The organism is Paenibacillus sp. Y280 (genome assembly GCF_056786335.1).
This window is the reverse complement of the sequence record NZ_JBXCIW010000011.1, coordinates 1-20215: the sequence shown is the minus strand read 5'-3', so window position 1 is coordinate 20215 and position 20215 is coordinate 1. Positions and strand designations below refer to the sequence as shown.

Sequence of the window (20215 nt, the reverse complement as noted above, 5' to 3'; positions counted from 1 at the left end):
CTTCCTTTTTCTTAGTCTTATACACTTACCGTCTGAATGCCTTGAAAAAGCGTAGCCATGTATAGATTGCCGCCCTGCATGTCGATATCGGTTACCGGGCAGCCCAGTTTAACGGACAGCAGCGTGACTTGATTGCATAGATAAGCAAGCTGGAATAGTCCGCGATCTGTGCATACATAGATGTCATTCCCCTTGGCCAGCACGGAAAAAATAAACGGCTTGCCGAAGCGCACCCGGTCAAACCTGCCTTTCTTGTCTCCGACAAGGAGCTCTCCTTGCTCGCTCGCACCGATCAAATGGCCTTTGAACACCGCTAAGCTCGTGACGCTTGTTTCCAGCTCAAAATGCGCCCAATCATCCATAAAGCGATCATAACGCGAGACTCCGCTATCATGCGCAATGATTAGATATTGAGGCAGATTAATAAAATCATACACTCGCTTGTCGTTGCAAGCAATTTGCTCCCATCTGGAGCTTGCCTTGGACCAGAGCCCGTATTCCGTGGCAGCGTAGCTGCTTCCGCCAATTTTGCGATATTGATAGCATGGAATCGTCAAGCCGTCATTCTCCCACGCATCTCCATTCCATTCATATAAGCCGCTGCTCGTGCAGGCGTGCAGCAGCTCATGCTGAAGCTGCAGCCGGTTTACGTTAGCTACCTCTTCCAGCCCATGATCGAGCTTCTTCCAGTTGCTCTGTGCATCGATTTGATATATTCCGTGGCCGACTGAAGCCGCGATCAAGCAGTCGGGTCCTGCCTTTACCGATGAGAAGGGAAAGAGCATCCAATTCCAAGGCTTGCTTGTTTCAGTCTGCATAACTCTTGCTCCCTCCGAAAAAATATCGCTTAATCGTATAGCGAAATGCAGCATTATTGTTTTATATTTTTGCTCCTGTGCTCCGGCAATTGAACCGTTTGGAACCGTTTTTGATGCGCAGATCCCTTGATCCGCTGCTTCCAATTGTTTTCCTTTTGCAGCAGGAACGCTGATTTGCGTTTTTTTAGAACCATCTCATAAAGCAAGCCCACATGCTCTGCCTCCCGCTATATGTGAATATGCATTCTTTTAAGTGATAATGATTATCACTTTCGTAATTATGATAACCATTCTCAACTTTGATGTCAAATCATTTATAACAGCCTCTCGTTATGTCATTCTCTGATTGGCGTGATCCTTATCCTAAAGACAAATAGCTTCCCTACAAACGTACATTTAAGCAAATATAGATGAAGGTCTATGACTATAACGGATACATACCCAATCAATAGATAGAGTACAAACGTAGAATAAGGCAAATACCAAGGAGGTGCTTTCGCTGAATTATTCAAACAATCACAAGAAACGTTGCGTCAAAAAACCTGTTTCATGCTGCAGTCCAAAAGGAAAGAAAGATGGGGATAAAGTTATCATCGTCAAAAAGGAGCTTATCGTAAAAGCTCCGAGAGGTGAAAATGGTCGTAGAGGAAGCTCAGGACGCAGAGGACCTCAAGGTCCGGTCGGCCCTGCGGGTCCATACACAGTAGGAGGAACTGGTCCTGCTGGTCCTGCTGGTCCGGTCGGCCCTGCTGGAGCTGCCGGAGCTGTTGGTGCCGCTGGTGCTGTTGGAGCAGTAGGCCCTGCCGGGGCTACTGGCGCAACTGGCGCAACTGGTCCTGCTTCCGGTGGAGCAATCATTCCTTTTGCATCAGGAGCACCTATTACCGCAACTACTCTAGTAGGCGGTTTAGTCGGTACAGTAAGTCTAGTCGGCTTCGGTTCCTCTCTTCCTGGCGTTGCACTGACAGGTACTTCCATCGACCTTTCAGGCACTGCGCTTGGACCGGTGCTTGACTTTGCCTTCTCCGTTCCTCGCGATGGACTGATAGATTCGCTTTCCGCCTTCTTCAGCAACACAGCAACGGTTAACTTGCTTACTTCAACGGTTACCCTTACGGCACAATTGTACAGCGCTCCATTGGGCAGCAATACCTTCAGCCCAGTAGCTGGCGCCGCTGTAACATTTGCACCGATTACAGGCCTCCTTGCTCTAGGTGAGACAAGAACCGGTACTACTCCTTTAGCTATCCCAGTAACCACGGGAACCCGTCTCCTCTTGGTATATTCCGCCGATACAGCCGATCTTGCCCTTGCTGCTGCCGTAGTAGGTTATGCTAGCGCAGGCTTATCTATCATCTAATAAACGAGTCATAGATAGTAAGATTTAATAACCAAAAAACCGTCCCTTCACAAGGACGGTTTTTTGGCTCTTTCAAATGATAAGTCTCTGTCATAACCGTAATTGCAAACTCACCTTGAACTGTATATTAATCCGATCGTTCTCAAACTGAACGTCTTTTACCGTTACGATGTCCTGAGCAGGCAAATCCAGCGGTATGATGATCGTCTCCAGCATAGAGATCGGCAAAGCCATTTCCTTTATAGATAGCGACTGAGGTCTAAGCGTAATGCTCGGCGACTGCCACTCTAGCGAATATACCGCATGAAGCTCAGCTGGAATACGGTCCTTATAGGTTACATTCATGCGAGCGATAAGCTTATCCTCCTCCAGCTCGAATACGGCGCCATCCAGACGAATATCCTTTGCAAGCTCCAAGTAAGACCCGCCTGCTCCCTCGGCCGCATACTTGCTTTTCATATTCATTTTTATCAAATGGTTGATATCCTCTTCCGTGAGGACGAGCTCCGGCTTTAATTTGCGGACCATAGCCAGCGCCTTCTCTTTCACATCGATAGGCGCGTAGCTCATGTCCAACTTCTCGTCCGGCGCTATATAGGAAAGCAGGCACCACAGCGCGCCGCCTAGCAGCAATATAATAATTATGATAGCCGTCACAAATCGTTTCAGCATTTTCCCCAATTCGGTCCCCTCCTCCATTTCGAAATAAACGATATTCCCATACGTCAACATGCATTGATAGTGCTATAATAGATCAAATAATCTATGCTGCTGCTTCCGAAAACTGAGAGGATGGTCACCTGTGAACACGAACAACGTTCCATTACACCGCATTGGGCTTGAAGAAATCGTTCAAGCGCAAATGCATTTAAAGGATGTCATTACGCGTACACCGCTCCAACATAACCGTGTGCTGTCCGAGCGATACGACTGCAATGTACTGCTGAAACGAGAGGATCTGCAAATCGTTCGCTCCTTCAAAATACGCGGCGCATTCCATCTCATGCGCTCTCTTTCGCCAGAGACTTTGTCGAGAGGCGTTGTCTGTGCGAGCGCCGGCAACCATGCGCAAGGGGTAGCCTACTCCTGCCAAACGCTCGGAATCCCAGGCAAAATATATATGCCAAGCACGACTCCACGTCAAAAGGTAACGCAGGTAAACTTCTTTGGCGGATCATACGTGGAGGTCATCCTGACAGGCGACACCTTCGATGATGCCTATGACGAGGCCGTTGCCGAGAGCAACCGCAGCGGAATGGCCTTCATTCACCCCTTCGACGATCCAAAAATCATCGCTGGAAATGGAACGGTCGGCCAAGAAGTAATGGAAGCGGCTGAATCCGTACCCGACTTCGTGTTCGTAACCGTCGGCGGCGGCGGACTTGCAGCCGGAGTCTCCTCCTATGTCAAAATCGTCTCTCCTGCAACCAAGGTCATCGGTGTTGAACCGGAAGGAGCACAATCATTACGAGCATCCCTTGATGCAGGCCAAGTCATGCCTCTTGATCAAATCGACAAGTTCGTGGACGGCGCAGCCGTCAAGCGTATCGGCGATATGACGTTTGAGCTTTGCAAAGACCTGCTGGACGATGTGGTCGCCGTACCTGAAGGAAAAGTATGTACAACTATGCTTGATTTGTACAACGAGAATGCGATTGTCGCCGAGCCGGCAGGCGCGCTGCCCATTGCGGCGCTTGAAGCCTACCGCGAGCAGATCCAAGGCAAGACGGTCGTCTGCATCGTGAGCGGCGGCAACAACGATGTTGACCGCATGCAGGAAATCAAGGAGCGGTCCCTCATTTACGAGGGCTATAAGCATTACTTTATGGTCAGCTTCCCTCAACGCGCCGGCGCGCTTCGGGAATTTCTCGACCAGGTGCTTGGGCCAAATGATGATATAACGCGCTTTGAATATACGAAAAAATCGAACAAGGATAATGGCCCCGCACTCGTCGGCATTGAGCTCACGCACCGGGAAGACTATGATCCGCTCGTCGAGCGCATGACGAAGAAGGGCTTTCAATTTCTAGAGCTTAACAAGGACCCTGTCTTATTCAACTTATTGATTTGATTATATCCAAAATAGCATTCGCCCCGTTTCCAGTTCAGGAAACGGGGCGATTTTTCTTTTACCAGGCGTATGCGCGAGGTGCATCCCCGCCAGGGCCAGGGAATATTTCATCGATGCGCTTCAGCGCCGATTCATCCAAGGAGATCTCGACTGCGCGAAGCGAGCGCTCGAACTGATCCAAGGTGCGGACTCCGATGATCGGAGCCGTAACGGCCGGATTTGCGAGCAGCCAAGCAAGCGATACAAGATCCTCCGGCTCGCCAACCTCGTCGCAGAACGCAGCATAAGCATCCAGCTGTTCACGGTGCTGCTCGAGCCGCTTGGCATCTCCGCTTCGGCGGCCTCCGTCCTTCCGGCGGTGGTTGCCCGCAAGCAATCCGCCATCAAGCGGACTCCACGGAATAACGCCGAGACCTAATTCCTTCGAGGCTGGCAGCACTTCAAGCTCCGGCAGACGGCATAGCAGATTGTATTTATGCTGCTCGGACACTAGCCCAATCGAGCCTCTTGCCTTCGCTTCGCCCTGCGCAACCGCGATATCCCAGCCCGCAAAGTTGCTTGAGCCTATGTAGCCGACTTTGCCTTGCGATACGGCTGTCTCGAATGCTCCCCACAGCTCGCTCCAGTTCACGCTTCGATCCACGTGATGCATTTGGTATAGCTCAATATGATCCGTTTGAAGCCGTTTGAGCGAGCCTTCCAAATGTCTGCGGATTTTATAGGCGGATAAGCCTGCCTCACGGTTAGGCCCGTCATGGGCATCATTCATGTCTCCATACACTTTAGTAGCTAGTACGGTACGCTCGCGGCGGCCGTCGCCTTGTTGAAACCATTTGCCGATGATTTCTTCGGTCCGGCCTGCATTTTCGCCCCAGCCGTAAATGTTCGCGGTATCTATAAAATTAATGCCTGCATCCAAAGCAGCATCTAAAATACGAAATGATTCCTTCCCATCGGTATCCACGCCAAAATTCATCGTACCCAGACATAATCGACTGACTCGAAGCCCAGATCTGCCTAGTTTTGTGTATTGCACGCTAATCATCGCTCCTTCAATTTTGAAATAGGATGGATTACGTATTCATTATACAAAAATAACACAAAGTAACCAAACTGCGTTCATATTCGCTTTACAATCGTCCGCTAAACTAACGGAAGGAGGTGTACACATGATAGTGTTCAATAATAATCCACAGCCAAAATTGCTAATTTTGTACGCATCTTATGGGGAAGGTCATTTGCAGGTTGCTCACGCGATTAAGAGCGCGCTTGAGGAACAAGGAAATTATCGTACCGTAATGGTTGATTTAATGGCAGAGTCGCATCCATGGCTGAACGAGGTAACACGTAAATTTTACCTAAAGAGCTATACGCATATGCCCTCACTCTACGGCTGGATGTATGACTTTACAAGACTGATGAAGCATGACTCGTTATTCGGCGGCTTGCTTCACTCCTTCGGAAGAGACAAGATCCGTCGCATCCTCAGGGTGGAGCAGCCGGATATCGTCATGCACACCTTTCCAAGCTTCGCCCTGCCGGAGATGAAGCGGCGCAAGGATTATCACCCGCCCTCCTATGCCGTTATCACCGACTTCGATCTGCATGGACGCTGGGTACATCCGAGCATTGAGCGCTACTACGTTGCAACGGAGGATTTGAAGCATGAGCTTACGCATCTCGGCATTCCAAGCAGCTCCATTCAAGTGAGCGGCATCCCCCTTAAGCGCGGCTTCCGCGCAACAACAGCATCGATCGAGCTCTACGAGCGCTATAATTTGAATCCCAATAAACCTGTCATTCTCATCATGGCTGGCGCGCAAGGCGTAATGCCTGACGTATCCCAAATTTGCAGCGGATTGCTGGAAGACGATCACGTGCAGGTCGCTCTTGTGTGCGGACGCAATCACCTCTTGAAAGAAACGATTGAAAAGCAATTCCAGGCTCATAGCGGATCCTCGCGCCTTCATGTTTACGGCTTCATTGATCCTATCCATGAGCTGATGGCACTTTCGGATTGCCTCATAACGAAGCCAGGCGGCGTTACGCTCTCAGAAGCTATCGCTGCAGGACTCCCGATTTTCATCTACCGACCAGTCCCGGGTCAAGAAAAACAAAACGCGCTGTATCTCAAATCCAAAGGCGCGGCTATTTTAGCGAGTGAAGCGAATGAGCTGACGGAACAAATTTTGAAACTTGTGCATGATCCGTTACGTCTTACAAATAGCAAGCTGTCCACCAAGCAGCTTCAAGCCTCGCAAGCCGCAGCCGACAGCATTGTTTTGGATATGCTATCCAATTTGCGTATAATGGAGAGAACAGCGACTTTATAAATGGATAAGGAGCTTGTCCTTGCGTACAAATCAGAAAAGTTGGTTTGGAGCGGAGATGCGACTCATCTCCGTTATTTTGTTCATTGTAGAGTTTGTAAGAGGCGCTGTGCTCGTTAGCTTATTGCCTATTTATGGCGCCAAAACATTAGGGCTTTCACCCGATATAATCGGAGCTGCCATATCTGCACACTATGTTACCGATACGCTGCTTAAGATGGCCATCGGCTATTTGCTCGATCGCTTCTCGATTCGCATCGTCGTGCAAGCGGGGCTCGTTATATCCCTTATCGGCGTTTATTTGCTCCAATTTGCTGAGATTCCATGGATGTTCATCGGAACAGCAGCCTTATATGGCATCGGCATGTCGCCGATTTGGATCGTTTGCCTAACGAAGGTAACCAAGCAGCAGCGCGCTACCCAAATGGGAGTCCTTTATACGATATGGATGATAGGACTTGGGAGCGGGCCGATTGTATGTAATATTCTGCTCGACTTCAGCGTATCGTTTACGTACAAGCTGCTTGTCAGCATGTCCGTCGCTGCATGCCTCCTAACGATCTTCATGAGCAAAGAGAGGGCTGATACGCCAATCCGAATGCCGCTCCGCAAGCAGCTCAACATTCTGAAAGGCAGGCTAAGCAAAATGAGGCTGCTGCTTCCAGGCATGATTTTGCAAACGACGGGTGCCAGCATGCTCGTTCCCATATTGCCGAGCTTTGCTGATCGGGAGCTTGGACTCACTGGAACGCAGTACTCGATACTCCTTACGGTAGGCGGGATTTGCGCTGCAGCCGGACTTATCCCAATGGGCAAGCTTTCCGATGTAATTGGCGGCAAAAAATGGTTTCTCGTTATCGGCTTCTGCATATTTGCTATCAGCCTATACATGCTGGCCTCCGGCTTGACGTTCTGGTATTGTTTACTTATAGCAATTGCTTTAGGTTTGTCTTATTCCGCTATTTTGCCCGCTTGGAATGCACTTCTGGCCACCTATGTTCCTCCTAAGCAGGAAGGGCTTGGCTGGGGCATTTTGTCTACCGTCGAGGGCGTCGGCGTCATGATTGGTCCAATTGTAGGCGGCATGATCGCCGCTTGGAACGGAGAGATTGCTGTCTTTTGGATAAGCGCTGTTCTTTTTGGTGCGATCGGATTATTTTATTTATGGTTCCCTTTTGAGTCGTTTGCTACAAATGAAAAAGCTACAAATAAGTAGATCGGGGTTAAATCTATGGATGATTGGCGCAATTGGCTGGAATACATAAAGCATTTGGATCTCGATTCTATTCAATGGACGCTGCAAAGCTATTCACAGTGGGGCCCTTTGCCCGGCATTTTGCTTCCCTTGATTGAATCATTCCTCCCTTTCCTTCCGTTAATTCTTATCATCGCTGCTAATGCCAACATATACGGCCTTGGCTTTGGGTTTCTATTCTCATGGATAGGCGTAACCGCTGGCGCTGTAACCGTATTTTGGATTAGCCGTACGCTTGGCCGCAACGTCAAGGGCAGGCTTGAGAAACGTTTTCCGAAGTCGGAACGTTTTTTCAATTGGGTCGAGCGCAGAGGCTTCACGCCGCTGTTTCTGCTCGCTTGCTTCCCATTCACCCCCTCCGTCGTCATTACAGTTGTCTCCGGCCTAAGCAAAGTTCCTTTTCACACCTTTCTGCTTGCCACTTTGCTTGGGAAGGCCGTTATGATATTTTGCATCTCGCTGATCAGCTTCGATATCGGCAATCTGGTCGATGAGCCTTGGCGTATTTTTGTCTCGATTACAGCCGTGCTGGTCATGTGGTTCGGAGGCAAGCGCCTCGAGTCGCGTTATCAGGTGAATGGGTGAGGTGATCGCTTGGAGCATATTGATCGGACGGGCGGCGCTTGCAGCGCCGCTCTTCTTTAATTGGTTTGACGCTTTGGCAACCGCTATTGTGCTTATTGTTGCTGGCGCACTGCTGGCCGGCATGTTCATGTTCATTAGAATCGCCTCTGACGATTCTGACCGGTACAAGGAGCTCAAGGAAATGGTCGAGACCATCTTCGGCACTCCTGCCCATCTGCGTCCACACCTAGACGACCATTCCGCCAAGGATAGCCCCACATCCGAAAGAAATGCAGCAGCAGCCGCTTTCTCCGAGCCTTGTCCAGCTTGCAGCGAAACAGTCACGGAGCGTGATTCCATTTGTCCCTCCTGCGGACTTCAACTATTATAGCCCTCCCTCATTTTCGTTAACTGGACTCATACTTTCCCTCCATTTGTGGCACACTGTTGAGGATCTTCTTGTGAAGACAACGATGATTCCTCAGGAGGGTAACCACATGTCAGGAGAACAGCCATCCGATCAGCAGAAAGCGGCAAGCAAAGCGCAATCAAAAGCCGACCGCAATCAAGCCAGCAAAGAATCAGCCAGCGAGCAGCAGTCAAATGCCGATCGCGCAGCGGTGCCGAAGCACGGATTATAAGCATAGGAAGGTTGGTTGACACCATATGAGCAATCCAGATAACCATCATGAGATGAATCCCATGTCAGGCGAACCGGTTGAAGTCAAGGGCACCTACCGAAACGAATGGGGCCGCGAGGAACAGCTCGAACGCGGGGACGTATTCCCGGCAGACCCTATGCTTGGAACGACAGAATGGCAGTTGGTCGAGCTCTTCTTCAATAACCATCATCAAGGGCACACCGACCCACGATTGGTGCCGCATGATGATGACGATAATCCAGAAGCGCATATGCAGCATCCTCGCCGTCACGAGGGCAGCAACAAAACGGACGACGATCAATAAATATTTTGCTTGATTCCTTAATAGCAAACAAAACAGCAGGCTGGAGCTCCCAATAGCGACGCTCCGGCCTGCTGTTATGTTATCGTTCTATAGCTGTGACGGTCATGCGAAGCCTCATTGCTTCTCAGCAGCCTCCGATTCATCAGCGCCGCGCTTCGGTTTCTCCTCGCGCTGCTGCACCTGATCGAGAAGCTTCTCTAATCGACGCAGATGGTACGCATATTCGAATAGCCCAGAAGCGACAAAGACGAGGCGCTTATGCTCATCCAGATCATCCATGATGTATGCCGTTAAATCATTTACGAACCGCGCTTCACGCTCTTCCTCCGGCTCGATTTGCGCATTCGGCTTCATTTTATCCTCTGCCTTGAGCAAAATTTGCTCGTGATACTTTGATAATTCCTCAATTTGCCGATCGAAGCGCAGCGCCCACTCTCCCGCGCTTGGCGAAGCAAAATAATGCTCCTCCACGACATCAAGAAGATCGGCCCCTTTTTGCAGCGTCTTGATCATTTGCTTGGACACAAGCAGCTGCCTGGCATGACTTGTCCTCGCCCTTGCAAGCACATTGCGCTCCTCTTCGAATACGGCATGGCGCTCCTCCAGCTTCCTCAGCGTCACGTGAAGCTTATCCTTCTCCTGACGGAATACCTGCTCCTTCATCTCATTGGAAATAGCCGTTCGCAGGAGCAAAGAGAGCTGTGAGTAGGCCTGGTGCACCTGCTCGGTGAACTGCTTCCTAGGGCGCGGCGGGAATACGAGCACGTTGACAAAGAATGACGCTCCGATACCGGTAAGAACCATCAATATCCGCCCAATCGCTACATCCCAGCCCTGTCCATTCGCTTCCATGATCGCGACGACCGTCACAAGCGTCAGGCTAATTGTGCTTTCCATCTTCAAGCGAATGCTGATCAGAATGACTAGAATACAGACAAGGCCCGCCGCAATTGGCGTATGTCCGAAAAACCGAACGGCTATGATAGCAATGAAGGCACCAAGGAGATTCGTTTGCACCTGATCCGCAACGCGCTGCCATGACCTATAAATCGATGGCTGAATCGTAAAAATAGCTGCAACGGCAGCAATGAGCGGGGATGCGAAGCCAAACAAGCTGCTTAAGTAGATCGCTAACGCGACAGCCATCCCCGTTTTCAATACTCTGGCACCAATCGTCATGTTGCTTCAGCCTCCATCACAAGCAGCTCGGAATCGGCCGCCTCTTTCCCATTTACCCATAACGTGAAGCGGTGAAGCCCGCTATAATGCTTGCGCGTCGATAGGTCCGCAAAGCGATGTACTCTTGTACCCGATGCGGAAGCGCCTCCAGCGTACTCGCGATCCGAGAGCAAAAACCGCTTCAACGAAGTTTTTCCGCCAGACTTCACGAAGTCAATGCCATATTCGATTCGAAGCTTTGCAGGCTCGCCTTCCCGCAGCTGCACACGATAACGTAAAGAAACCTCGCCTCCGATCGCAACCGAACCGGGTTCTACCTCTAATGCGGCTGCGGTTACGAGCGGGAGCGCATCTTCCTCCGTCTCATTTTTGGCATAACCGAACAAGGCCATAATCTGCGGATTGGATTGCTTAATGAGCGTGCGGCAGCCATGCCGGATAATCCAATCCGTCCTCACATCCTCGCCGCTCCAAGCTGCAGCAAGCTGGGTAACAAGCTCCGGATGATCCTTCGCGATATCATTCAAATTGTTCGCCACGCTCTTGCGTACGTAGAGAGAAGGATCGCGCTTTAGCTTGTCCAAAATAGGAATAATCGGCGATGGATCGCGCTTAAAGAGCGGCAGCGCCTGCGCCCATGGCAGTCGCGGTCTAATGCCTTCACTCGCAAGCCGTCTAACATGCTCATTCGGATGGTCTGCCCATTCGAGCATTTCCCGAGCCAAACGCTTTGGATCGCTCAGAATAAAAGCTCGTATGGCGAATTCTGAGGTTGAACGCGCTGTAAAACGTTTCAGCGCAGCTAGCGATAGCTCCCAGTGCTGCGGTTTCATTCCGAATACTTCCACGAAATCCGGAAAAAACAAATACGGCAGCCCCGTACATTTTTCATCTATTTGATATAAAACAGCGAGCGCCTCTTCATAGGATTGCGGCAATGAGGCACCCAGCGCTTCTGTTATTTTCCGCGATCGCGCCTTGAGCTCAAGCTGCTCCCAGTTGCCGTCCCTTACGCGCTCGACGAATAGAGCCTCGTCAAACGGACGCCATGCCGTTTTCACCAAGCTTGCAAATTGTTCTAGAAATAAGCCGTCATACATTGCTTTAAGCGGTTCTGCCAACGTAAATCCCTCCTTCAGCTATTATACCGAAAAAAACCATTTGTTCACTACCGCTTGCTTAACCTGCATGTACAAACAAAAACAGCCCAGAAATGCTCCTGCAGAGCACTCCCGAGCTGCCTTCTATTCGCTGGCCTTCTTAAGCATAACGCGAAATAATGTCGGACAGCTGATGGGCGATCGCATTGGATCCTGCTGCCAGCTGTTCATTCGTAAAGCGAGTGCGAACGAAAGACTCATCCATATCCATCGCCTCTGCAAAAAAGCTGGATAAGCCGCGCGCACGCCGATCGATCTGCAGCACCAGCTCCAGCTCGCGATCTGACGGATAGAACATAACCTCAAGCTCATCCAGCTGCCCGCGGAACTGCGTGGTCGGTACGAACTCAAGCTCTTGGACAAATGGCATTTTGCCGCCAAGACGCGAGGAATACTCGCATTCCGCCTTGCGCAATCGGAAGCCCAGCAGATTCAGCGCCTCCAGCACCGTATTCATTGGAGCGGAAGGAACGACCTCGATGCGGTCATTGTCGCCAGGATCAACACCGCCGCGAACGTCCAGCTCCGTCTTCACCCATACGGGTGCGCGTCCAATCGTAAGCGGGGTTTGATGCGGAAGCTGAAAGGAAAAAGGAACCTCGCGGCTTTCGCCTGTTTGCAGCGTGAAAGGCGCACTGACATGGTAGCGGCCTACCGAACCGTGCTGAGTTATTTTTGTATCATTGCTCTCGCGTATATATTCGGTCATGACAGACAATTGTATCGTTTCGATACGCTGCTCCACGTTGCCGCCTTGAATCTTCACAATGCCGCGAACCTCATCACCGGGTGCATAACGAGCCTTCTCTAATACTGTATCAATCTTCGCTGAGCCAATACCGATACTCGCCAAAAAACGATTAAACATCTAATCAACCCCCACTTAAAATATCGTCAATTCGTCACTGCTTAAGCATATTACGGCACCTTCAAAATTAGGTTTCAATTACCGGCGGTACCTTGTAAGGCAGCTGAATAATAAAGGTCGTCCCTACCCCAATCTCGGTCTCCGCCGTAATTTGGCCCTGATGGTTGTCTACGATTTTGTATGTAACCATTAAGCCGAGTCCCGTCCCTTTTTCCTTTGTCGTATAGAAGGGCTGTCCGATCTTGGACAGCTGCTCAGTCGGGATACCCGGTCCTTCATCCTTGATTCGTATCATTACCCCGCGAGCTTCATCAAGGGACATATTAATCGTAACTACGCCCCCGCCGGGCATAGCTTCTATTGCATTTTTGAGAACGTTAATTAACACTTGCTTCAATTGATTCTCGACGCCTAATACCCATAGCGGGCGATAATCAGTGTGGAATTCAATGGTGACGTTGTGCAAAATGGCCTGCGTTTCCAGCAGGTTTACTGTCTCCGACATAATTTGGCGCGAATCCTTATGCACAAAATCATAAATTTGCGGCTTGGAGAGCATAAGCAATTCACTCACGATGGATTCGATGCGTACAAGCTCAGATTTCATGATGTCGTAGAAGCTGCTGATATTGCCCCTGCCGGTTGAGATGAGCTGCAGAAAGCCCTTTAACGAGGTGAGCGGATTTCGAATCTCATGGGCAATGCCAGCAGCTAATTGACCTGCAACATTGAGCTTTTCCGAATTAATAAGCAATTCCTCGTTCTTCTTGCGCTCGGAAATATCGCGAATGATGACCTGCACAATCTCCTTTTCCGAAAAAGCGGAGCTTGCCCTGACCATTTCCGTGTGGAGAGGCTTGCCTTGTATCGACATCCATTGCAGCTCAATCGGCTTATAAGGCGATTCCTCGCCCTCTTGTCCCGCAGCTAGCCATGCTGCCATCTCACTATGATGCTTCTCATCAAGAAGCTGGTATAAACTAGACCCGATGATTTCCTTCTCCGACTGTATTTCAAACAAACGCAGGCCAGCACGGTTCATAAACTCCCATTTGCATTCACGAATTAAAGCGATCGTATCCATAGAGTTCTCGACTAGCATCTTATACCGTTCATCGATCTGGCTGTATTTGCTCGCATTCAGCCAAGTCGTCAGACTAAAGCTCAGAATAATTAAAGTGGACAGCCCGAGCAAGAAGGCAAGCAGTCGCAAATACTCGTTTAATAAATCCGTTGATAAAATATCATTATATTCGATTTGCAGCGCATACAGGCTAATCTGATGCATGACCATATTGGACAATCCAAGCGACAAGCTGCTTTTGAGCTTATACATTCTCTTCTTGGATTCCAGACTGCGAAAGGCTATATAAGCGCCTATAAAACTAACAATATAGGAAAGCAAATAGAGCAGCCAATTCATTTTTAAAATAATAACCGAATCAGACAGCATGGACATGTATTGGAGCTTCGTAGAACCAAGCGCCATTAATAGAGCACTAAAAAAATAACGTCCTCGCCTCAGCTCCTGCTTTCTAAACACTGACAGTGCAGCATAGACGATTATGGCGCATACGATTATGACAAGCAGCATGCTCCAATCCATAAGCAATCGATATTCTGAAGCAAGCAACGATACGACGTGCATCGTCCACAGACCTAATCCAAATACGAAGGCTCCGCCTATCATCCAATTGAATCCATTTGCCCGCTCGCGCGGCTGCGGCTGCTCAATCATATTGAGCATCGTATAGGCGGCAAAGCAAATAATGATGATAGACAAAACTAAATAGTAGGGATTTCCAATGATTATAGACTGGGTCATAGGACTCCTTGAATATCCATAAATTCACTTACTAGTAATGAAGTTCGACAATTTTCATTAAAACCCTCTCTTTTTATACAAAATATCGCAGGTTTCTGTCATAATTCCAGAGGGTGTTTCACATCTTCCCTACTTCGGCATTTATGTTAGAATGACAGTAGTAGAAACAGGGCAATACCAGATGAAAATAATAGTCTTCTGCTTGTGCAACTCGTTTTTGCTTCACAACATTTTTAGGAGGAAAAGTATGAAAATCGTCAAGGAATTTAAAGAATTTGCGATGAAAGGCAATGTTATCGACTTAGCTGTCGGCGTCATTATTGGAGGAGCGTTCGGCAAAATCGTCACTTCGCTCGTCAACGATATTATTATGCCGCCAATTGGCAGGATTTTGGGTGGAGTTGATTTTAAAGATTTAGCGATACCACTTTATTCTAAAACAGAAATAGATGCGCTAGAGAACCCGGCCACGGCTCCGTACATTAATTACGGTCAATTCATCAACGTCATGCTGGACTTTTTAATCGTTGCATTCTGTATCTTTCTGCTTGTCAAAGTCATTAATGTTTTGCGTCGCACCGAGAAAAAGGAAGAGGCTCCTGTAGCAGCAACCGAGAAGGAATGCCCGTACTGCTTGTCCAATGTGCCGATCAAGGCTACGCGCTGCAAGCACTGCACGTCCCAGCTGGGGGCTGCCGCGCATGGCTGAGGAACTGTTCGACATCTATGACGAACAGCTTCGGCCGCTTGGTACGGCGACGCGCGCAGAGACGCACGCGAAGGGCTACTGGCATCGGACCTTTCATTGCTGGCTGACACGGCGCGAGGGAAACCGCCGATTCGTGCGGTTCCAGCTGCGCCAGGCCAGCAAGGATACGAACCCGGGCTGCTACGACATTACGGCAGCCGGCCATTTGGCCGCGGGGGAGACCATCCGCGAAGCGATGCGCGAGCTGGAGGAAGAGCTTGGCGTAAGCGCCCCGTTCGAGGAGCTTATCCCGCTCGGACAAATACGCGAGGATGCCCACGGCGAAGTTAATGGCAAGCCCTTCATCGACCGCGAGGTCAGCGACGTTTTTGCCCTCGTTTGCGAAGTGCCTTTAACTGAGCTGCGGCTGCAGCCAGAAGAAGTGGCCGGCGTGTACGAGGCTGACCTTGATGAGCTAATTGCGATGTTTGAAGGCTCTTTATCCGAGGTGTCTGCGCTGGGCGTCGAGCTTGGCGAGCAGAGCGGGCAGTTAACGAGCGTTTCGCGCTTTGTTCAAGCGAATCAATTCGTGCCTCGCGAACATTCTTTTTATGCGAACGTACTTCGGGCGCTGCATGGCTGTACGTAATGCCTGCAGCGCTTTTGCTTGCTTGACCGCGTACTCCCGAAATTCGCTCCCAATTGGTATACCACTGATCAATCAATCCATGGATGTTATAAAACTCCGTATTGCGCGGCGCAAGATCAAAGTCATTCAGCTCCGGCTGATTGTACAGCCGCGCCGTCATTTCATGAAAACAGCCATGCAGATTGCTTTCTATAAAGCTGCCTAACTGATCGACTGACGCGAACGATTCCAGATTGTATTGCACTCTCTGCTCCGCTCTCGCATCAAAGCAGTTAGAACGCCGAATACCTTCCGGAATTTGGCTCCACCCCGCGATCCAGCTTCGGTCGTAGCCCATAGAGTCATGCCATCTGTAAACCCGATTAATGAAGTCACGATGAAATCGCAGGAAGCGCTCTCCATAGCCTGGCGGCGGCACTGTCCCTGGAACCAGATGATTCGTATGATGCCATACTTTGTGTTCATCAAGCAGCCCTTGCGGGAAATTAGGTATTTGCGGCATCCTTTTCCCCTCCATTCTTGTTCAGCTTTCTAAGCTCTCACTCCTATAGCGTATGCGGCTAACAGAGCCCCCGTGATTTCTACAAATCAACAAAAAGAACTGCCCACATGCTTGGGCAGCCCTTCTCATCAAACAAGATTACCAGAAATTGTTGCGACGGCACTCATCCTGCACTCTTCTAATGCAAATATCGAAAGTAACGGTTACATCATTGTATCTTCCGAATTGGCAGCAAATTCTCACGCAATCTTTATCGCGCGTACAGAAGAAATTAACAACACGACAATTGCAATCAAGCAATTTTTGAATAGCTTTTGCGTCGCGGCAGCGAATAGCTCTGACAAGCATTGCCGCAGTACGTTCGTCTTTCAATTGCTTGAAGATTTCGCTTAATTCTTTTCCTGCTTCCTGCACACCTTCGACTGCTGGGTCTTCTTTGCGGCCACAGCTTTTGTGATTGTCATTGCATTTGCAATTAGAGATACGAGCGCGGCTAGTTGTTTTGCGTGAAGTTTTCACATTGCGAACTTTCAGTTTCAAATTGGCGGACATTTCTATCCCCCCTCCCTCTCGAACTTACTCTATTCTATGCAAATTTAAGAGAGTGGTATGGACGAGTGGTACCCGTCAATCGTTGAAATCTGACTATTCATTATGTTGTATGACCCGACTCATTCCTGCATACCTATATGTCATACCATTCGAATGGAGGTCTTTGGCTTGGCAGAAAAAAAGATGAAAATGGGCAGTATCGGCAACATGGGCAATATGGGCAATATGCCGAACATGGGGCAGATGGGCGGTATGGCTGCCCCCGGCAGCATGGGCAATATGCCGAACATGGGGCAGATGGGCGGCATGGCAGCTCCCGGCAGCATGGGCAATATGCCGAACATGGGGCAAATGGGCGGCATGGCAGCTCCCGGCAGCATGGGCAATATGCCGAACATGGGGCTGATGGGCGGCATGGCAGCTCCCGGCAGCATGGGCAATATGCCGAACATGGGGCTGATGGGCGGCATGGCTGCTCCCGGCAGCATGGGCAATATGCCGAACATGGGGCAAATGGGCGGCATGGCAGCTCCCGGCAGCATGAGCAATATGCCGAACATGGGGCAAATGGGCGGCATGCCGAACGCCAGCAATATGCCGATGGGGCAAATGGCTATGGAGAATACTGCACCGGTACTCTATGAAGCTGATCCGAAACATACGGCCATGGTAATGGAGGTACGCGATCGCGTTATGGGCAAGTGCGGCGGCCACATGAACAAATACGTTTGTGTCCAAATGGTAGATGGCCATGTCTACGAAGGAACGATTATGCACATCGATCACTGTGTCTTGTATTTGCAATGTACGATGCGTGATTCACGCGCATTCATGAATCCCTATAGCGCCGTGCTGCCGCTCATTCTCTACGAGCTGCTCGTCATAACGCTGCTCTAGCCTAATCCATTAAGTCTGTCCATTCGACAATAGGCTGTCCCTTTTGACAACGACGGTCTATGGCCGCGAAAGCTGTCATAGATATGAATAACTGGAATTGTCGATGAAAAGAGGTGAGCATGCTCATGATTGAACGATTAAACAGGCTTCAGGTAGAGCTACCGCCTTCTCCTTATGCGGATGCGAATGCCGCAGCTGCAGTGCAGGAGCTGCTTGGCGGAAAGTTTGGCGAGATGTCAACCTTGAACAACTACATGTATCAATCCTTTAATTTTCGCGAGAAAAAGAAGCTCAAGCCCTTCTATGATCTTGTATCAAGCATAACGGCTGAGGAATTCGGCCATGTGGAGCTTGTTTCCACAGCAATTAACATGGTACTTACAGGGACCACAAGTACTGGCGATCCCAATTCGACTCCTCTGAGGGAGGGAGTCAACAAGCGCAACAGCTACTTCTTCATTCAAACCGCGCAAACCTCCTTGCCTGGCGATTCTATGGGCCGTGCTTGGACAGGTGATAATGTGTTCAGCAGCGGGAATCTCGTGCTTGACCTGCTTCATAATTTCTTCTTGGAGTGCGGGGCGCGAACGCATAAGATGCGCGTCTATGAGATGACCGACCATCCGACAGCACGTGCGATGATCGGATACTTGCTGGTTAGAGGCGGCGTACATGTGCTGGCTTACGCCAAAGCACTGGAAATCGCGACAGGCGTTGATGTGAAGAAGCTCATTCCTATACCGGATCTAAGCAACAATTGCTTTGAGACGGCGCGGAAATATGAAGCTATGGGGCTTGGCAATAAGCTGTATACCTTCAGTCCAAATGACTACAAGGATATCGTTCTTATTTGGAACGGCCAAAATCCGCTCACCGGCGCTCAGCTTGAGGTTATTCAAGGCGCTCCGCAAGGTGCCCCCATGCCCGATTTGAGCGAGGTGCCTGAGGAATTTGCGCCTGGCATCTCACAAGAGGATTTTATTGAAATTGCACGGCGGCTTCAGAAGAACGCAGGCCTTTAGTCAGCTCAATACGAACCAATGAAGACCTCCTTATTCGCGCAAAGCGGCTTGGAGGTCTTCCTTGTTCATATTCTCTCGCATTCTTTGTGCTATGGTTGTATTGTTTCACTTCTTGCTTAACGTGGTAAGCTTTCTGATAAAGGATTGGTTCATTCAAGCCTTCAGCATCTTTGCCACCGTTATGATCGTCTTCTTGCCCGATTTCATGCACAGCGCAGACAAAGTGAAAATACCTCGTTTGGTATGGCGAAGCTTCTATCCGGTTCGTTTGACCCTTATTGCGATCATCTACTATGTCGGAAGCAATCAGAGCTTTCAAGACATCATGCGCACGCTATCGCTCAGCTGATTATTCCGGCAGAGCAGCGATGAGCAGCTCCAGCTCTTGCTTGCAATGCTCGGCGGACTGCCAGCCTGGCTCGCTTTGCTCGAGCAGTCTGCGAACGAATTGCCTCACAATCGGCGGGAGCTCCAGCTCCTCTTCCCAGCTAAGCTCCGTCTGCCCTTCGTCGTATTCGTAGCCTGCATACATCATGAACAGGAACAAATGCCCTAATCCGTACAAGTCGCTCGCAGGTTCAGGCCGTCTCATTCGGCGCTTTGCCCCAGACCAGCTGCTGTCAGACCTATTATTCTTGAATCGCTCCGTCTCCTTCAGAGCTGTACGCAGATCTGCCGGCAGCTGCTCACCGATCCGGCAGGAGAGCCCATAATCAATTAAATACAAACGACCGCCTTTGTCCAGCACATTCGGTATGCGTACGTCACGATGCACGTATCCAGCTAAGTGCAAATAACCAAGCGGCAGCAATAGCTCCTTCATAACGGCTAACGACTGCTTCAGTGAATAGATTTGGCCCTGCTCCATCAGCTTATGCTCCAAATTATCGCCATCTACAAACTCCATGACAAGCGCTTCATGACGGCCTTGCTTCTCGTAAGAGAACCACTTTGGAATTTGAGGATGATCTAGTTGCTGCAAAATCATACTTTCCCGCTCCAGCAGCAATCTGCCTATTTCCTTCTTGCTGGGCATGCTTAGCTTGAGTAAGACCTGATGTCCCATGACCATGTCGGTGCATGCATAAGCTTGACCATAGCTGCCCCTGCCGATAAAATGCTCTATGCGGTACCGTCCCATCCAAATCTTCCCTCTTGGAAGCGGATAGTCCCGCCAATGGTTGATCATAGCCTTGCATTTGCTTGCTATCCAAGTCCACATCTCAAATTTACCCCCAGCAGCACTTGCTGTTGCCCATTTATCGGCCTTGCAGAAACTTTAACTATAAATATTCGTACTATTGCCATAAGACAGCGTACGCTTTTGATGCTGGAAATGTTTCACGAATCGTGAGCATTTGCTTTCGAAGCATTTTTATTACACTAAGTTTAAGGAGCCATTCCTGTAATGAAGTAATTTGAGCTTTGAATGAAAAATGCGCCTCTAGTATACTGTGAATTGTTCCGGGAAGGACAAACCCACATACGAAAAGAGGCGCACAAATGAAG

25 protein-coding genes are annotated in these 20215 nt (G+C 49.7%); 13 read left to right on the top strand and 12 right to left on the bottom strand.

Going from position 1 to position 20215, the window contains the following annotated elements; all coding sequences use genetic code 11:
- Positions 1 to 17: 17 nt before the first annotated feature.
- Together AC1TPC_RS15535 and AC1TPC_RS15530 are read right to left on the bottom strand one after the other, a co-directional pair.
- Positions 18 to 818 carry a hypothetical protein gene (locus tag AC1TPC_RS15535; protein WP_482067734.1) on the bottom strand — a complete coding sequence of 267 codons (801 nt, stop codon included), beginning with the start codon at positions 816 to 818 and terminating at the stop codon, positions 18 to 20.
- A 53-nt stretch (positions 819 to 871) separates the two neighbouring features.
- The gene (locus tag AC1TPC_RS15530; RefSeq protein ID WP_482067733.1) at positions 872 to 1030 is read right to left on the bottom strand and encodes a hypothetical protein; all 159 of its coding nucleotides are present in this window, start codon (positions 1028 to 1030) and stop codon (positions 872 to 874) included.
- A 278-nt stretch (positions 1031 to 1308) separates the two neighbouring features.
- On the opposite strand from AC1TPC_RS15530, the gene AC1TPC_RS15525 reads away from it, so the two are divergent.
- Positions 1309 to 2178 carry an exosporium glycoprotein BclB-related protein gene (locus AC1TPC_RS15525; protein ID WP_482067732.1) on the top strand — a complete coding sequence of 290 codons (870 nt, stop codon included), beginning with the start codon at positions 1309 to 1311 and terminating at the stop codon, positions 2176 to 2178.
- Positions 2179 to 2268: 90 nt separating this feature from the next.
- On the opposite strand, the gene AC1TPC_RS15520 is transcribed toward AC1TPC_RS15525, so the two are convergent.
- Positions 2269 to 2859 carry a hypothetical protein gene (locus AC1TPC_RS15520; RefSeq protein ID WP_482067731.1) on the bottom strand — a complete coding sequence of 197 codons (591 nt, stop codon included), beginning with the start codon at positions 2857 to 2859 and terminating at the stop codon, positions 2269 to 2271.
- 121 nt (positions 2860 to 2980) lie between these two features.
- On the opposite strand from AC1TPC_RS15520, the gene ilvA reads away from it, so the two are divergent.
- On the top strand, positions 2981 to 4249 hold the full coding sequence (gene ilvA / locus AC1TPC_RS15515; protein ID WP_482067730.1) for a threonine ammonia-lyase IlvA: 1269 nt from the start codon (positions 2981 to 2983) through the stop codon (positions 4247 to 4249).
- Between the two features lie 58 nt (positions 4250 to 4307).
- On the opposite strand, the gene AC1TPC_RS15510 is transcribed toward ilvA, so the two are convergent.
- Positions 4308 to 5285 carry an aldo/keto reductase gene (locus AC1TPC_RS15510; RefSeq protein ID WP_482067729.1) on the bottom strand — a complete coding sequence of 326 codons (978 nt, stop codon included), beginning with the start codon at positions 5283 to 5285 and terminating at the stop codon, positions 4308 to 4310.
- 133 nt (positions 5286 to 5418) lie between these two features.
- Between AC1TPC_RS15510 and AC1TPC_RS15505 the strand changes: the two genes are divergently transcribed.
- From AC1TPC_RS15505 to AC1TPC_RS15480, 6 genes are all read left to right on the top strand, one after another.
- Complete coding sequence (locus AC1TPC_RS15505; protein ID WP_482067728.1) at positions 5419 to 6582, top strand: MGDG synthase family glycosyltransferase; 1164 nt, start codon at positions 5419 to 5421, stop codon at positions 6580 to 6582.
- 19 nt (positions 6583 to 6601) lie between these two features.
- Positions 6602 to 7795, top strand: a complete 1194-nt coding sequence (locus tag AC1TPC_RS15500) for an MFS transporter (RefSeq protein ID WP_482067727.1) — start codon at positions 6602 to 6604, stop codon at positions 7793 to 7795.
- A 15-nt stretch (positions 7796 to 7810) separates the two neighbouring features.
- On the top strand, positions 7811 to 8419 hold the full coding sequence (locus AC1TPC_RS15495; RefSeq protein ID WP_482067726.1) for a TVP38/TMEM64 family protein: 609 nt from the start codon (positions 7811 to 7813) through the stop codon (positions 8417 to 8419).
- A gap of 1 nt (position 8420) precedes the next feature.
- The gene (locus AC1TPC_RS15490) at positions 8421 to 8789 is read left to right on the top strand and encodes a zinc ribbon domain-containing protein (RefSeq protein ID WP_482067725.1); all 369 of its coding nucleotides are present in this window, start codon (positions 8421 to 8423) and stop codon (positions 8787 to 8789) included.
- 106 nt (positions 8790 to 8895) lie between these two features.
- Positions 8896 to 9039 carry a hypothetical protein gene (locus tag AC1TPC_RS15485; protein WP_482067724.1) on the top strand — a complete coding sequence of 48 codons (144 nt, stop codon included), beginning with the start codon at positions 8896 to 8898 and terminating at the stop codon, positions 9037 to 9039.
- 25 nt (positions 9040 to 9064) lie between these two features.
- The gene (locus tag AC1TPC_RS15480; protein WP_482067723.1) at positions 9065 to 9364 is read left to right on the top strand and encodes a transposase; all 300 of its coding nucleotides are present in this window, start codon (positions 9065 to 9067) and stop codon (positions 9362 to 9364) included.
- Positions 9365 to 9478: 114 nt separating this feature from the next.
- On the opposite strand, the gene AC1TPC_RS15475 is transcribed toward AC1TPC_RS15480, so the two are convergent.
- From AC1TPC_RS15475 to AC1TPC_RS15460, 4 genes are all read right to left on the bottom strand, one after another.
- Positions 9479 to 10543, bottom strand: coding sequence for an FUSC family protein (locus tag AC1TPC_RS15475; RefSeq protein ID WP_482067722.1), 1065 nt, complete (start codon positions 10541 to 10543; stop codon positions 9479 to 9481).
- Positions 10540 to 11664 carry a DNA alkylation repair protein gene (locus AC1TPC_RS15470; protein ID WP_482067721.1) on the bottom strand — a complete coding sequence of 375 codons (1125 nt, stop codon included), beginning with the start codon at positions 11662 to 11664 and terminating at the stop codon, positions 10540 to 10542. The genes AC1TPC_RS15475 and AC1TPC_RS15470 overlap by 4 nt, the downstream gene beginning before the upstream one ends.
- 139 nt (positions 11665 to 11803) lie before the next feature.
- On the bottom strand, positions 11804 to 12571 hold the full coding sequence (locus AC1TPC_RS15465) for a sporulation protein (RefSeq protein WP_482067720.1): 768 nt from the start codon (positions 12569 to 12571) through the stop codon (positions 11804 to 11806).
- 67 nt (positions 12572 to 12638) lie between these two features.
- The gene (locus tag AC1TPC_RS15460; RefSeq protein WP_482067719.1) at positions 12639 to 14396 is read right to left on the bottom strand and encodes an ATP-binding protein; all 1758 of its coding nucleotides are present in this window, start codon (positions 14394 to 14396) and stop codon (positions 12639 to 12641) included.
- A 247-nt stretch (positions 14397 to 14643) separates the two neighbouring features.
- On the opposite strand from AC1TPC_RS15460, the gene mscL reads away from it, so the two are divergent.
- Positions 14644 to 15105 (top strand): large-conductance mechanosensitive channel protein MscL, encoded by a 462-nt coding sequence (gene mscL, locus AC1TPC_RS15455; protein WP_482067718.1) that lies wholly within the window; start codon positions 14644 to 14646, stop codon positions 15103 to 15105.
- Positions 15098 to 15733 carry an NUDIX hydrolase gene (locus tag AC1TPC_RS15450; RefSeq protein WP_482067717.1) on the top strand — a complete coding sequence of 212 codons (636 nt, stop codon included), beginning with the start codon at positions 15098 to 15100 and terminating at the stop codon, positions 15731 to 15733. Before mscL ends, AC1TPC_RS15450 begins: the two co-directional genes overlap by 8 nt.
- A 201-nt stretch (positions 15734 to 15934) precedes the next feature.
- On the opposite strand, the gene AC1TPC_RS15445 is transcribed toward AC1TPC_RS15450, so the two are convergent.
- A complete protein-coding gene (locus AC1TPC_RS15445; protein ID WP_482067716.1) occupies positions 15935 to 16198 on the bottom strand; it encodes a hypothetical protein in 264 nt (87 codons plus the stop codon).
- 175 nt (positions 16199 to 16373) lie between these two features.
- Positions 16374 to 16787 carry a hypothetical protein gene (locus tag AC1TPC_RS15440; protein WP_482067715.1) on the bottom strand — a complete coding sequence of 138 codons (414 nt, stop codon included), beginning with the start codon at positions 16785 to 16787 and terminating at the stop codon, positions 16374 to 16376.
- Between the two features lie 168 nt (positions 16788 to 16955).
- On the opposite strand from AC1TPC_RS15440, the gene AC1TPC_RS15435 reads away from it, so the two are divergent.
- The 3 genes from AC1TPC_RS15435 to AC1TPC_RS15425 all read left to right on the top strand — a co-directional run bounded on the left by AC1TPC_RS15435 (position 16956) and on the right by AC1TPC_RS15425 (position 19055).
- Positions 16956 to 17684 carry a hypothetical protein gene (locus tag AC1TPC_RS15435; RefSeq protein ID WP_482067714.1) on the top strand — a complete coding sequence of 243 codons (729 nt, stop codon included), beginning with the start codon at positions 16956 to 16958 and terminating at the stop codon, positions 17682 to 17684.
- Between the two features lie 125 nt (positions 17685 to 17809).
- Complete coding sequence (locus tag AC1TPC_RS15430) at positions 17810 to 18706, top strand: manganese catalase family protein (protein WP_482067713.1); 897 nt, start codon at positions 17810 to 17812, stop codon at positions 18704 to 18706.
- A gap of 61 nt (positions 18707 to 18767) precedes the next feature.
- A complete protein-coding gene (locus AC1TPC_RS15425; protein ID WP_482067712.1) occupies positions 18768 to 19055 on the top strand; it encodes a hypothetical protein in 288 nt (95 codons plus the stop codon).
- On the opposite strand, the gene AC1TPC_RS15420 is transcribed toward AC1TPC_RS15425, so the two are convergent.
- Both AC1TPC_RS15420 and AC1TPC_RS15415 read right to left on the bottom strand, forming a co-directional pair.
- Entirely contained in the window at positions 19056 to 19928 is an 873-nt protein-coding gene (locus AC1TPC_RS15420) for a serine/threonine protein kinase (RefSeq protein WP_482067711.1), read from the bottom strand. It lies immediately after the preceding gene.
- A gap of 76 nt (positions 19929 to 20004) precedes the next feature.
- On the bottom strand, positions 20005 to 20215 hold a 211-nt coding region (locus AC1TPC_RS15415), incomplete at its 5' end, for a hypothetical protein (protein WP_482067710.1).